Annotated in this window: 14 protein-coding genes and 1 pseudogene; 6 read left to right on the top strand and 9 right to left on the bottom strand. The window is 35.2% G+C overall.

Translation table 11 applies throughout. The annotated features are described in order from the left end of the window. Positions 1-115: 115 nt before the first annotated feature. From FH144_RS06295 to FH144_RS06285, 3 genes are all read left to right on the top strand, one after another. Positions 116-1,588 carry a M17 family metallopeptidase gene (locus FH144_RS06295; RefSeq protein WP_458383784.1) on the top strand — a complete coding sequence of 491 codons (1,473 nt, stop codon included), beginning with the start codon at positions 116-118 and terminating at the stop codon, positions 1,586-1,588. Positions 1,589-1,786: 198 nt separating this feature from the next. After that, entirely contained in the window at positions 1,787-3,106 is a 1,320-nt protein-coding gene (locus FH144_RS06290; RefSeq protein ID WP_242314459.1) for a Na+/H+ antiporter family protein, read from the top strand. Between the two features lie 19 nt (positions 3,107-3,125). After that, on the top strand, positions 3,126-3,506 hold the full coding sequence (locus tag FH144_RS06285; RefSeq protein WP_242314457.1) for a PaaI family thioesterase: 381 nt from the start codon (positions 3,126-3,128) through the stop codon (positions 3,504-3,506). A gap of 68 nt (positions 3,507-3,574) precedes the next feature. Here FH144_RS06285 and FH144_RS06280 read toward each other — a convergent pair. From FH144_RS06280 to kapB, 9 genes and pseudogenes are all read right to left on the bottom strand, one after another. After that, positions 3,575-4,738: pseudogene (locus FH144_RS06280) on the bottom strand (NAD(P)-binding domain-containing protein). A gap of 284 nt (positions 4,739-5,022) precedes the next feature. Then, a complete protein-coding gene (locus tag FH144_RS06275) occupies positions 5,023-5,379 on the bottom strand; it encodes a Na+/H+ antiporter subunit G1 (RefSeq protein ID WP_242314455.1) in 357 nt (118 codons plus the stop codon). After that, positions 5,357-5,647 carry a Na(+)/H(+) antiporter subunit F1 gene (locus FH144_RS06270; protein WP_242314453.1) on the bottom strand — a complete coding sequence of 97 codons (291 nt, stop codon included), beginning with the start codon at positions 5,645-5,647 and terminating at the stop codon, positions 5,357-5,359. Before FH144_RS06270 ends, FH144_RS06275 begins: the two co-directional genes overlap by 23 nt. Further along, positions 5,647-6,126 carry a Na+/H+ antiporter subunit E gene (locus FH144_RS06265; protein ID WP_107507431.1) on the bottom strand — a complete coding sequence of 160 codons (480 nt, stop codon included), beginning with the start codon at positions 6,124-6,126 and terminating at the stop codon, positions 5,647-5,649. Before FH144_RS06265 ends, FH144_RS06270 begins: the two co-directional genes overlap by 1 nt. A 2-nt stretch (positions 6,127-6,128) precedes the next feature. Next, entirely contained in the window at positions 6,129-7,625 is a 1,497-nt protein-coding gene (locus FH144_RS06260) for a Na+/H+ antiporter subunit D (protein ID WP_242314451.1), read from the bottom strand. Continuing rightward, positions 7,612-7,959 carry a Na+/H+ antiporter Mnh1 subunit C gene (mnhC1, locus tag FH144_RS06255; protein WP_103166386.1) on the bottom strand — a complete coding sequence of 116 codons (348 nt, stop codon included), beginning with the start codon at positions 7,957-7,959 and terminating at the stop codon, positions 7,612-7,614. The genes FH144_RS06260 and mnhC1 overlap by 14 nt, the downstream gene beginning before the upstream one ends. After that, positions 7,959-8,387 carry a Na(+)/H(+) antiporter subunit B gene (locus FH144_RS06250; RefSeq protein WP_107507434.1) on the bottom strand — a complete coding sequence of 143 codons (429 nt, stop codon included), beginning with the start codon at positions 8,385-8,387 and terminating at the stop codon, positions 7,959-7,961. Before FH144_RS06250 ends, mnhC1 begins: the two co-directional genes overlap by 1 nt. Beyond that, positions 8,368-10,779 (bottom strand): Na+/H+ antiporter subunit A, encoded by a 2,412-nt coding sequence (locus tag FH144_RS06245; protein ID WP_242314449.1) that lies wholly within the window; start codon positions 10,777-10,779, stop codon positions 8,368-8,370. Before FH144_RS06245 ends, FH144_RS06250 begins: the two co-directional genes overlap by 20 nt. Before the next feature lie 134 nt (positions 10,780-10,913). After that, the gene (kapB, locus tag FH144_RS06240) at positions 10,914-11,294 is read right to left on the bottom strand and encodes a sporulation phosphorelay system protein KapB (protein WP_107507436.1); all 381 of its coding nucleotides are present in this window, start codon (positions 11,292-11,294) and stop codon (positions 10,914-10,916) included. A gap of 68 nt (positions 11,295-11,362) precedes the next feature. Here kapB and FH144_RS06235 point away from each other — a divergent pair, with 68 nt between their 5' ends. The 3 genes from FH144_RS06235 to FH144_RS06225 all read left to right on the top strand — a co-directional run bounded on the left by FH144_RS06235 (position 11,363) and on the right by FH144_RS06225 (position 14,044). Beyond that, complete coding sequence (locus FH144_RS06235) at positions 11,363-11,959, top strand: peptidylprolyl isomerase (RefSeq protein ID WP_242314448.1); 597 nt, start codon at positions 11,363-11,365, stop codon at positions 11,957-11,959. Between the two features lie 356 nt (positions 11,960-12,315). Further along, the gene (ygs, locus tag FH144_RS06230; RefSeq protein WP_011276262.1) at positions 12,316-12,696 is read left to right on the top strand and encodes a S1 domain-containing post-transcriptional regulator Ygs; all 381 of its coding nucleotides are present in this window, start codon (positions 12,316-12,318) and stop codon (positions 12,694-12,696) included. A 202-nt stretch (positions 12,697-12,898) separates the two neighbouring features. Further along, entirely contained in the window at positions 12,899-14,044 is a 1,146-nt protein-coding gene (locus FH144_RS06225) for an NADH-dependent flavin oxidoreductase (RefSeq protein WP_242314446.1), read from the top strand. The last annotated feature ends 127 nt before the right edge of the window (positions 14,045-14,171 follow it).

Here is a 14,171-nt window from a genome sequence, read left to right as displayed (position 1 = left end):
AGATGAAGAGACTTTGAAACCATCCTTTATTCATCTATAATCAACTTTACTAGGGTAGAACGACGAAATCTTCGAAATTACATTTACTATTCAACAGAAAGGGTGCTACACAATGATCAACTTCAATTTTAATCAACATGAGCACATCGACACTGAAGTATTAATTATAGGCGTACCAGACCATATTAACCAACTTGGTACAGTGCAATATAATAATCATGATTTAACGCAACGTATTGATGAATATCGCCATCATCATATTATTCACAATACGCTAGGTAAAGTCGCTTCAACCGTCTTGCCACTAGAAGATGAAACTAAACGCTTAATCACAGTTGGATTAGGTAATTTAAAGACGTTAAATTATACTGATTTATTAAAAGTATTTGGCAACTTGTTCCAATTTTTAAAAGAAGAACATGTCACGGATGCTGAATTATTATTTGATACATTTATCTCTAAACAAATCACTCAAGATAAAATCATCGAGGTATTAGGTCTCCAAAGTGAACAAGCGATATATACTTTTGATAATTATAAATCTGATAAAAAAGTTCCGTACAAGTTAGACTTACATATCACTACACAAGATACACATCTTGAGACGCAATTGAAACAAGGCATAATTGTAGGCCAATCTATCAATCTTGCGCGTGATTTCAGTAATATGCCACCGAATATTTTAACGCCAAGTTACTTTGCGGAGGAAGTGGCAGAGCATTTTAAAGAAACGAAAGTCAAAGTGGATATTAAAGATGGGGAAACCTTGTTGTCAGAGGGATTTGGTCTTATTCATGCAGTAGGTAAGGGCTCAATCAATCCACCGGCAGTGATTACGTTAACGTATAATGGCGCTAAAGAAGATGAGGTGCCGATAGCCCTAGTTGGTAAAGGGATTACTTATGATTCGGGTGGTTACAGTATTAAGTCTAAAGTTGGCATGCAGACAATGAAATTTGATATGTGTGGCGCAGCGAATGTTGTGGGGATGATTGAAGCGGCTTCACGTCTTGAATTACCAATTAATATTGTAGGGGTGATTGCTTCCGCTGAAAATATGATTAGCAATAATGCTATGAAACCCGACGATGTCTTTACAGCGTTAAGCGGGGAAACTGTTGAAATGCTAAATAGCGATGCAGAAGGACGAATGGTATTAGGAGATGCTGTATTCTATGCGAACCAATTCCAACCACGAATTATTTTAGATTTTGCGACGCTAACAGGTGCAGCCATTGTAGCATTAGGAGAAGATAAAGCAGCATTGTTTAATTCTCATGCTGACAATGAAATTCAAGAGATTTTAGCTAGTGCAAGAGCGATGGATGAACTGGCCTTTGAGTTACCTATCACAAACACTGAACAACGTTTAATTCGTCGTTCTGACGTAGCCGATTTAGTCAATCATACAAATGGTCAAGGTAAAGCTTTATTTGCAGCCACATTTATTACACATTTTAGTGGCACGACACCTCATATCCATTTTGATATTGCAGGACCAGCTACAACTCATACTAATAGTTTTAAAGGGCCTAAAGGTCCTACAGGAAGTATGATTACAACCGTTCTAAATTGGTTACGTAACTAAATATTTTAATCAACAGGCCTAAATAGTATTAAAAGTATAGAGCAGTAGTGTGTGTTTAAGATTAAGCCTCACTACTGTTTTTTTATAGGATGCTTGCTTTCTTGAAAATTGGCGCATTGACAATAGTTAATCGAGTTGGTATGATAAATCACATAATTATTTACTTTAGTTCGGTAGAGAGATAAAGGGTGAGCGTGTATGATTAATGCAGTAGTTATTGCAGTTATTTTAATGATTATTTTATGTTTATACAGATTAAATGTAGTGATTAGTTTATTTATTAGTTCCTTAGTGGGTGGACTTATTTCAGGTATGAGTTTGAATAAAGTCATCAGCGTATTTGGTAAAAATATTGTGGATGGTTCAGAAGTCGCTTTAAGCTATGCATTACTCGGCGGTTTTGCAGCGCTTATTTCATATAGTGGCATTACGGATTATTTAGTTAATAAAATCATACGCGCAATTCACTCTGAAAATAGCCGATTATCTAGGATTAAAGTTAAAGTCATTATTATTGTGGCACTTTTAATGATGAGCATCATGAGCCAAAACTTAATCCCAGTACATATCGCATTTATACCTATCGTTATTCCACCACTTTTAAGTCTCTTTAATGATTTGAAAATGGACAGACGTTTAATTGGTTTGGTCATTGGTTTCGGTTTATGTTGGCCATATGTCTTACTTCCATACGGTTTTGGACAAATATTCCACCAAATTATTCAAAACGGATTCGATAAAGCACATCACCCAATCGAATTTAATATGATATGGAAAGCGATGCTTATCCCTTCATTAGGCTATATTGTTGGTTTAGTATTAGGCATATTCTATTTCCGTAAACCTCGTGAGTATAAATCAGAACCTTATTCTGAAAAGGAAGAGGCTATTCCAGCCATTCGACCATATGTATTAGTAGTTACCGTAGTAGCTATTTTAGCAACATTTTTAGTACAAACTTTTACAGATTCAATGATCTTTGGCGCATTAGCTGGGGTACTAGTTTTCTTTATTTCAGGTGTATACAAATGGAATGAATTAGATAGTCAGTTTGTTGAAGGTATTAAGATTATGTCATTTATTGGTGTCGTGATTCTTTCGGCAAATGGCTTTGCCGGCGTGATGAATGCAACGGGAGATATTCAAAAATTAGTCTCAAGTTTAACCGAAATTACAAATGGACATAAATTAATTAGTATCATTGTAATGTATCTTGTTGGGCTAGTAGTGACCTTAGGAATAGGGTCGTCTTTTGCGACGATTCCTATCATCGCAACGTTATTCATCCCACTTGGTGTCTCAATTGGTTTAGATACGATGGCGCTTATTGCACTAGTAGGTACAGCCAGTGCTCTAGGAGATTCAGGTTCTCCAGCAAGTGATTCCACATTAGGTCCAACTGCCGGTTTAGATGTAGATGGTCAACACGATCATATTCGAGATACATGTATACCTAACTTTGTATTTTATAACGTACCGTTAATTATCTTTGGTACAATTGCGACGATGATATTATAATAATCATGAGGTGAAATACGTGACCAATTTACTAGAAACCTTTGAGATGAAGATAGAAGATACCGAGGAAGGTAAAGTTGTCATTTCGATGCCAGTCACTGATAAAGTGAAACAACCATTTGGTTATTTACATGGTGGGGCAACTATCGCATTAGGAGAAACAGCGTGTTCAATCGGTGCTGCAAATCTAATTGATACTCAACAGTCTATTCCTTTGGGCTTAGAAATGAACGCAAATCATATCCATTCAGTTAAAGAAGGTCGCATTATAGCTACTGCGACCATTATTCATCAAGGTAAGACCACACAAGTATGGAATATTGAAATTAAAAGCGAACATGATGAATTAATTAGTATTATGAGAGGGACAATAGGCATTAAGCCCTTAAAAAATAAATAAGCGTTTTTTTAAAATGAGTGAGGATAGAAATTACATTAAATTTCTGTCCTCGCTCTTTTCTTCTAGTATTATGCTGAGTCGCGTTTACTATTATGCAATCTTTGATAAGCTTGATGAATTCTTAATGAAGCCTTTTTGCCACCCATAATATTTCTCGCAAACGGCCCAAGTTCTAAATCTGCCAAGCCGCCCGCTACAAAGAGTTGAGGAAGCCATTCTAATTCTGAACTTATGTCCGGCAAGCCACATGATGTTAAAGGTGCCTGCTCATGTTTAATGAGTGACTGTATCATTGATTGTTTTAAAAATGTAGGTTCAAAACCAGTTGCCAGTAAAATATAATCATACGTTACCTTCTGATTTTCAGTCATAATGGAGTGGTCCTCAATAGAGGTGATTGTCTCTTTATGAATCACTAAACGTCCAGATTGAACATGCTTTTTCAAGCGCAAATATAGCTCTTGAGGCATAGAACCTTTATGTCTTTCTTTTGAAAGAATTTCAAATTTTTCATCTGCAGATTTAGTATTTAAGAATGAAGTCATATTTTTAGGTCCAAGCCAGCCAGGATCGGCATCGAAATGATGAATTGCTATATCTTTATTCATCTATAAATGTACCACTTTATCTTGAGATCGATTCAATAACTTCAACGTTAAATGAACCGCCGAAATGCCACTGCCCACCACATGCGATGCCTTATCATACATAGTAGCATCGAAATTCTCATTGAAAATGTGGCATACATCATCCTTATGTTGATATAAGTCAGGAATGTAAGGTTTATGATTACAACCTTGTGCGAGTACAACACAATCAGTTTGAAGCTCTTGAGCGTTAGATAAAGTGATCGACCAACCATGATTATGTTGCGTCAATTTCTTTACGTAGCCTTGAACATGACAAGCGTTAAGATGATAATGATGCACTTGTTCGTGTACGTGATGCATAAACATATCTGTTTGAGGACGTTGATAACGTCCGTATGTTGCATTTGTATATTGTTGCACTTTAGCGAATTGCTTTAAGTGGAATGGATTAGGATGAATATGATGTACAATAGGTGAGCGTAAAAACGGCATGCTAATCCTATGCGTAAAGTCATTAAATTGTTCACATAAAGAATTGTAAGGGTCGATAATAGTTAATTGTTCAACAGGAAGACCTGCTTCACGTAATTTTAGTGCGATGGTCGTACCTTGAATGCCACCACCAATAATAGTCCAATGCATAAAAACACTTCTTTCTTATAAAACGTAATTATTACGATTTATAATAACATGTTTTTAACTTAAAGCCAATATAAAGTTACACATAATCAATGTAGTATTGTGGGCGAGACTCTTGAAGGGTCAGGGCTAGGCTAAGACCGTGGCTTAGCCAGTCCCCCAGAAAATGCGAGCGAAACAATACGAAGTATTGATAAAAAAAGCGTAGAGGTGAATTCATATTTGAATTCACCTCTACGCCTATATGGAGATTTAGCTCTTGTTTTTATTATTAAAGAGAAACTAAATTATATTTTCTTATCCTTAAATTCGTCTTTAAATTCATCTATTTTCGTATCTTTAGTATAAGGTGTTCTATTATTATACGAAGCTCTCATAATTAAATGGCTTGAAAGTGGGCCAGTGATTAAAATAAATACAATACCTAATATCAACTGCATATTAATATAACCCTCTGTACCAATAAAGTATAAGAACGTTCCAAATAATAAAAAGATTGCACCTAGTGTAGCAGATATACCGGCAGCATGACCACGTGAATAAATATCTTTTAAGCGAATAATACCAATGGCTGTCACGGCACTTATTAAAGCGCCTAAGATAACAAAGATAAGCGCTAAACTAATGATGATGTTTGCTATCACGTTCCATCACCTTACCTTTATCCATATATTTTGAAAAGACCGCTGTGCCTAAAAACGCTAAAATACCAATTAATAATATAGCAACAAGTAGATATTGCGCGCCTATAAAAATACTGTATAAAGCGATACATGCCATTAATTGTAAACCTATCGCATCAAGTGCTAATATACGGTCTGCTAAAGAGGAGCCTTTGATAATTCGAATGAACATTGCCAACATTGATATTACAACAATGATTAAAGCAATAATAATTATAATTTTTACCATCAGTCTTCGCCCACCTCTCTAACTACTTTTTCAAGTGAAGATTTAATACCTTCAACTTCTTCCTCTTTAGTACTAAAATCAATTGAATGGATATAAATCTTTGTTCTGTCATCACTTATCCCAAGTACTACTGTTCCAGGCGTAAGTGTAATTAAATTAGATAATAATACAATTTGCCAATCAGTCTTTAAATCCGTGTCATAAATAAAGAAACCAGGTTGATTTTTCAATGTAGGTTGTAAGACGATTTTTAACACATCGATGTTGGCTTTAATTAATTCGATGAAAAAGACTACCACAAGTTTAATAATCTTGTACACTTTAATTAAATAAAATCTGCCAGGTAGGACTCTATTAAATAAGTAGACCAAACCTATCCCTAAGATAAATCCTAATAAAAGGTTATTTAGGGTATAGCTACCACTTAAGAATATCCATATAAAAGCTAATATAAAATTTAAAATGATTTGAATGGCCATGATTACTTACCTCCTAATACGCTTTTAATATAAAAGCTAGGATCATAGAAAGATTTAGCTGCTTCAGAAACAAGTGGATAGAGTAAATCGGCAGATAAACCGAATAATACTGTAATGACGACTGCTGCAATAGAAATAGTCATAGCATGTGTAACATTTACTTTGCGTTGTACGTCATATCCTTTTGGCTCTCCGAAAAAGCCTTTTAAGAAAATACGAATAACTGAATACAATACTACTAAACTTGAAAGTAAGACAATCACGCCACTTACATAAAAGCCCTTTTCAAAAGTAGCCTGTACAATATAATACTTACCGTAAAAACCACTCAATGGCGGGATACCGGCTAAACTTAAGGCAGCTATAAAGAATGACCAACCAAGGACTGGGTACGTTTTAATGAGACCACCGAATTCTTTAAGGTTAGTGGATTTAGTAATTTGATACATCACACCAATTAATAGGAATAGGGAAGTCTTCACTAACATATCGTGGAGCGTATAGTAAATTGCCCCTACAATACCCGCTTCATTCATCATTGCGACACCGACTAAAATTACGCCGACAGCAATCATAATATTGTAAATGATGATTTTTTTAGTGTCGTAATAGGCGATGGCTCCGATTGAACCAAAGATAATCGTTAATAATGCTAAGAATAAAATTGTGTAGTGTGAAAAACTCATCGTATCGTTGAAGAATAGACTCAACGTTCTTAAAATCGCGTAGACACCCACTTTTGTAAGTAATGCGCCGAAGAAAGCGATAATAGCAAAAGGTGGGGCATAGTATGAACCAGGTAACCAAACGTACATAGGGAAGGCACCAGCTTTAGTTGCAAACACAAAGATGAAAAGAATAAATACTATGCTTAAAAGTCCACCATGTGTACTAGATAGACTAGTCAATTTCTCACTAATATCAGCCATGTTAAGTGTGCCAACGATTGAATATAAAATCGCTACTGCAATAACAAAGAATGTAGATGTCACAATATTGACGAGTAGATATTTTACCGTTTCACGTAGTTGAATATGTGTGCCACCTAGTACTAGTAAGGCGTATGAAGACATTAAGAATACTTCAAAGAATACGAACAGGTTAAAGATATCTCCAGTTGTAAACGCACCAATAATACCCACTAACATAAACGTTATTGAAAAGTGGAAGTAATAGCGTTCTCTATCAATTCCAGCAGTCGTAATCGAATAGGCAGTAATAAGTATTGTGATAATAATGCTTGTTACGATTAACATGGCACTAAAACTATCAAGTAAAAAGATAATGCCATATGGTGCTGGCCAAGAACCTAATTCGACTTTCAATGGGCCATCGACCACTACGTTTCTTAAATTGATGATGGCAACTACGAAGGTAAGGGCGAGGCCTATCAATGTGACATAGCGTTTAATTCGATAACGTTGTCCTAAAAATATAAGGATAATAGCAGTAATAATCGGCACTACTAATGTCAGAACAACTAAATTAGTTTCTATCATCATTAGGCACTCCCTTCATCTGTTCTACGTTGTCTGTACCTAATTCTTTATAGGTTCTAAAAGCCAAGACTAAGAAGAAAGCTGTTGTTGCAAAGGCAATAACAATAGCTGTAAGTATTAATGCATGTGGGATAGGATCAACATATTGAGAGATGCCTTTTTCATAAATTGGCATTTCACCATGTTTTAATCCGCCCATTGTAATTAAAAATAAATTTGATGCATGTGTAATTAAAGTCGTCCCCATAACAATTCGTATCAAACTTTTAGATAAAACGAGATAGACACTGATTGCTGTGAGAATGCCACATACAAATATCATAATTATTTCCACTATTCGTTCTCTCCAATCGCTAAAATAATTGTCATAATCGTACCAACTACTGCGCATAAAACACCAAAGTCAAAGAACATAGGCGTATTCATATGAACAGGTTGGAGTAGGGGCAACGGAATATTGAACTCTGTATGAGTAAAGAATTGGCTGCCGTAGAACCAACTTGCAATAGGTGTGCCGACGCAGAATAATAAGCCAATACCAATTAGAATTTTAAAATCCCAAGGGAAGACTTTGCGCATCGTTTTAATATCAAACGCTATTGCAATAATGGTTAACGCACAAGATAAAAGTAATCCTCCTACGAAACCTCCGCCAGGCGTATAGTGACCGGCGAAGAATAAAGAAATACCAAATAAGGCAATTAAAAAGGCGATAATAACAGCAGCATATTGAAACATTAAATTATTGTTCTGTCTGTTCATCACGCTTCACCTCACTTGTTTTATGTTTACGACGTAGTTTAATCATTGTATAGACGCCTAATCCGGCAATACCTAATACTGATGATTCGAACAACGTATCCATACCACGGAAGTCTACAAGAATAACGTTGACCATATTTTTACCATGAGCTAAGTCGTAAACGTGATCTTTATAATATTCTCCAATGGAAGTAAAATGTCTGTTGCCATAAGCAATTAAGCCTAAGATAATGACGACTAATCCTACACCAATTGAAATCACTGCGTTCGTTAGTTTAAATGAAGTCTTTTCATTATAGCGATTTAGGTTTGGTAAATAGTAGAAACATAATAAGAATAATCCAGTCGAGATTGATTCAACTACGAACTGTGTTAAGGCTAAATCAGGTGCTTTAAAGAATACAAATAGCACTGACACCGTATATCCGACTACACCAAGCATGATGATGCTGAATAAACGAGATTTAGCAATCACTACCATAAATGCTGCTACTACGAGTAAGACTAAGATGACAATTTCGTAGAGATGTATCGTATTGATATCTTTAAAATCAAAGCTGAAAGGCACGCTTAATAGTGTGACAGCAGTGACTATAATTAACATGCCGAAGATAATAACTAAGCTATCTCTAACATATCCATTGACGTAGCTGTTCGTCATATTTGCTGAGTATGATGGAAGCCATTTTCCGGCTGAGTCATACCAATGGTTAAATGTAAGGCGTGTAGGTTGCGCTTGTAATAAACGAATCCAGTAGCCAAATGTTAATAATAATATAATTCCTATAATCCAAATCACTAATGTTGAAATGAATGCAGGCGTAATACCATGGAATAGGTGGAATTCTGCATGTACATTTGTCGCTCCACTAATTGCTGTTGTCGCTGGCTCAATAATAGATTGTGTTAGTAATCCAGGGACTAATCCAAAGATAATAACGAGTGCAGCTAAGATAATTGGAGAGATTAACATTAATATTGAAGCCTCATGCGCCTTTTTAGGTAGAGCATCGGGTTGATGTTTTCCGAAAAATATATGTAAGACGAATTTAATCGAATATACAAATGTAAAGATACTACCTACAATAGCTGAAATTGGGAAGATAATCCCTAATGTATTGAGACTGAAAAGATTTGCGTGAGATGCTTCAATCATGGCTTCTAAGAATTTTTCTTTAGATAAGAAACCGTTAAAAGGTGGTACACCAGCCATACTTAATGCTGTGATAATAGTGATTGTAAATGAAATTGGCATGATAGTAAGTAAGCCACCAAGTTTCTTCACATCACGCGTACCAGTCGCATGGTCAACCGCACCAGTTACCATAAATAGAGCACCTTTGAATGTCGCATGGTTAACTAAATGGAAGACTGCGGCAGTAAACCCAGCTATATATAATTGACTTTGTTGACCTTCAAAATGATAGCTAACTGCACCAGTACCTAGCATAGACATAATCATACCGAGTTGTGACACAGTAGAGAATGCCAAGATACCTTTTAAGTCTTGTTGCTTAGTCGCATTGAATGATGCCCAGAAGAGGGTGATTAAACCGACTAGAGTAATTGTCCAAATCCATCCTTGTGAAATGGCAAATAAAGGCGTCACACGTGCTACTAAATATAATCCTGCTTTGACCATTGTTGCTGAATGTAAATAGGCACTAACGGGCGTAGGTGCTTCCATCGCGTCGGGCAACCAAATATAAAATGGTACTTGGGCAGATTTAGTGAATGCACCTAACATGATTAATATCATGGCAAACGTAAAGTAAGGACTATGCTGTATTTTAGATGCATTATCTATTAAATGATGCACACTCATTGAATCGCCTGCTAATGATATAAGGATAAAGCCACCTAATAAGCTTAAGCCCCCAAATACAGTGATAATAAGTGACTTTTGCGCACCGTAAATTGATGCTTGTTTTTCTCGCCAAAATGAGATGAGTAAGAAACTTGAAAATGAAGTTAATTCCCAAAACAAATAAAGCATAATTAAATTATCTGAGAGTACAACTCCCAACATTGCACCCATGAAAAGTAATAAATAACAGTAAAAGTTTCCGAGTTGTTCAGACTTACTAAGGTAGCCTACAGAGTATAATACGACGAGGCTCCCAATACCTGTAATAAGTAAACTGAATAACACGCTTAAGCCATCGAGATATAAATCAAAATTCATACCGATATGAGGCATCCAATTCAAAGTTTTTATTACTGTATTACCTGATTGAGTAGTTGAAATATCAGTTATGAAATAAATAAATAAGACAACAGGAATAGGTAATACAAACCAACCTAAATGAATCTTCTTAAAGAATCGATAAAGGATTGGAATAATGAGTGCGAATATTAGCGGTAAGAGTACCGCAATATGTAACAAACTCACTATGTTGGCCTCCTTTAAAAATATTTATGGCATACATTATACATGAATCATATTATTCTGAAAAACGTCAATCGTGCTTGTAGACAGTGATTTTCCAGAACTTATTAAATAAGTAGAAACACGTTAAAAAATGCCTAGAAAAATTTTTGTTTATATTGAATTGAGTAATCGTTTTTTAAGTTTTCTAAGTTATTTAAAGCATATTTGGCAAATTCTGTATCTTGTTGTTTTAAATCATTTTCCATTTGCGTAATAGCTTGTTGTAATGAGTCTTCATATTTCATTTCTTCAACATTAAACTCACGAAGTTTTGAACGCGTAGCATAACGCTTTTCATAATGACTTAACGCACGTCTTTCATGAAAGAACACGCCTTCTACTTTGCCAGGATTATGTAAATCACCTTGTTTAGGGTGTTTAATCACTTGTTCCACTTGGACTAATACTTGGTTGTCATTTTCTTCCTTAATACTTACACCATACGTGCCTGTCTTGTGTGAGAATCGATATAACATGCTATATTACTTCCTTTCAAATATGTTAAGATGTATCTATATCATCATAACATGAATGGAGAATCTAAATGACTAACTATCCACAGTTAACTAAAGAAATACAAGACAATGAAATTAAAGTTATTATGCATACAAATAAAGGCGATATGACATTCAAATTATTCCCAGATATCGCTCCTAAAACAGTTGAAAATTTTGTGACACATGCGAAAAATGGCTATTACGATGGCATAACATTCCATCGTGTCATCAATGACTTTATGATTCAAGGTGGCGATCCAACTGCAACAGGTATGGGCGGCGAAAGTATCTATGGTGAATCATTTGAAGATGAGTTCTCATTAGAAGCGTTTAACTTATATGGCGCTTTATCAATGGCCAATGCTGGTCCTAATACTAACGGATCACAATTCTTCGTCGTTCAAATGAAAGAAGTACCTGAAACGATGTTAAATCAATTAGAAGATGGTGGTTGGCCAAAACCAATTGCTGAAGCTTATGCTGAAAAGGGCGGTACACCTTGGTTAGATCAAAAACATACTGTATTTGGTCAATTAATTGAAGGCGAAACAACTCTAGAAGATATTGCTAACACTAAAGTAGGCGCTCAAGACAAACCAGTTCATGATGTTGTCATCGAATCAATCGACGTTGAAGAAAAATAAGTGTAAGTCTAGCCAATAGCGTTAGACAGTCAACATATAAATATTCATTTTATTTTATCATAAAATGATGTCATGTTAAGTACATTAACTGTCATGAATCATTTTAGGTTTTTTTATTGAAAATAATCATAAACTGAAATCGAGTAAATATGGCTACTAGCGCGTGTGAAAGATGCAATTTTGTATAATCAATCAACTTCTTAAAATATAATAAATGCGAACTTTTAATTTTAAAATAATTCATAAAATATTAAATTTCTGAAAAATAATAGAGTTTTCTCGTTTTATGATTAGTCCAAGTTTGTGATTTATGCTATTATTATTATGTTAAGAAATCGAAATAAGGGGTTATCAAGTTGAATAATCACTATAAAGAAGGTCAGCATATTAAAGTGCGTGTGACTGGAATTCAACCGTATGGCGCTTTTGTTGAGACCCCTGACCATACTGAAGGACTAATCCACATTTCAGAAATCATGGATGATTATGTCCATAACCTAAAAAAATTTCTATCAGAAGGGCAAATTGTTAAAGCGAAGATTTTATCAATTGACGATGAAGGAAAACTTAATTTGTCACTTAAAGATAATGATTACTTTAAGAACTACGAACGAAAAAAAGAAAAGCAGTCAGTATTAGATGAAATTAAAGAAACAGAAAAGTATGGGTTTCAAACACTCGAAGAACGCCTACCGGTCTGGATTAAGCAGTCTAAACGTGCGATTCGTAATAATTAATTGACTGTCAACACGCTTAGCTAACATTACTTATCAACAGTAGTGTTAGCTTTTTTATATTGGAAGAAACTATATTTTATGAATGATTTTTTTATTTTCGGGAAGAAAAGGTTTAGTAGTAAGGCACATATAAGCATATAATTAGAGGGTAATTATTTCTCCATGCTATAGTGTGTTCATGATTAAGAAGGAGAGAATAGTTATGAATAATAAATATGAGAAGTTATTTGAAACTGTTACATTACCTAACGGCGTTGAACTAAGAAACCGTTTCGTATTAGCGCCACTTACCCACGTATCATCAAATGACGATGGTACAATTTCTAATGTAGAAATTCCATATATTGAAAAGCGTTCTAAAGATGTTGGCTTAGCTATTAACGCTGCTAGTAACGTTAACGACATTGGGAAAGCTTTTCCAGGTCAACCATCAGTAGCACACGATTCAGATTTAGACGGTTTAAAACGTTTAGCTACTGCAATGAAGAAAAATGGTGCCAAAGCGCTAGTTCAAATTCACCACGGCGGTGCGCAAGCGTTACCTAATTTAACACCAAATGGCGATGTTGTTGCCCCAAGTCCTATTTCTTTAAAAAGTTTCGGACAACAGGAAGAACATCAAGCTAGAGAGATTACGCCAGAAGAAATTGAACAAACAATTAAAGACTTTGGTGAAGCAACACGTCGTGTGATTGAAGCGGGCTTTGACGGTGTGGAAATCCACGGTGCTAACCATTATCTTATTCATCAGTTCGTATCTCCTTATTACAATAGAAGAAATGATGAATGGGCAGATCACATGAAATTCCCAACAGCAGTTATTGATGAAGTTCTAAAAGCTAAAGAGCAACATGCGAATAATGACTTTATCGTAGGTTATAGACTTTCTCCTGAAGAAGCGGAATCACCAGGAATATCAATGGAAATCACTGAACAATTAGTGAATACTATCACTGAAAAAGCGATAGATTATATTCACATTTCACTTGGTGATATTCACTCTGAAACACGTGAAGGTAAATATGCAGGTCAAGAGCGCTTGAAATTAATTCATGAATGGACTAATGGACGAGTGCCAGTTATAGGTATTGGCTCAGTATTTACTGCTGACGATGCATTAGATGCAGTTGAGACAACAGGTATTGAACTTGTGGCTCTAGGTCGTGAAATCTTATTAGATTATAATTTTGTGAGCAAAATTAAAGAAGGTAACGAAGACGAGATTATCTCTTACTTCGATCCAAAACGTGAAGACAACCATGAATTACCACCAAATTTATGGAAACAATTCAATGAAGGATTCTATCCATTACCACGTAAAGATGAAGACACAGATAGTGAATCTTAATATCTAGATGAAGAATTTTTGATATATAAGAAAATAAGAGAGAGTCGGGGACATAAATCCCAGAATAATAGCGTAGAGGTGATTCAATCATGAATCACCTCTACGCTTCTCTTTTTATCAATACTTC

This window comes from Staphylococcus sp. acrmy (assembly GCF_022690565.1).
In the GTDB taxonomy this organism is placed as follows: domain Bacteria; phylum Bacillota; class Bacilli; order Staphylococcales; family Staphylococcaceae; genus Staphylococcus; species Staphylococcus caledonicus.
The sequence above is the reverse complement of the archived record's forward strand: the minus strand, read 5'-3'. Positions and strand labels throughout refer to the sequence as shown.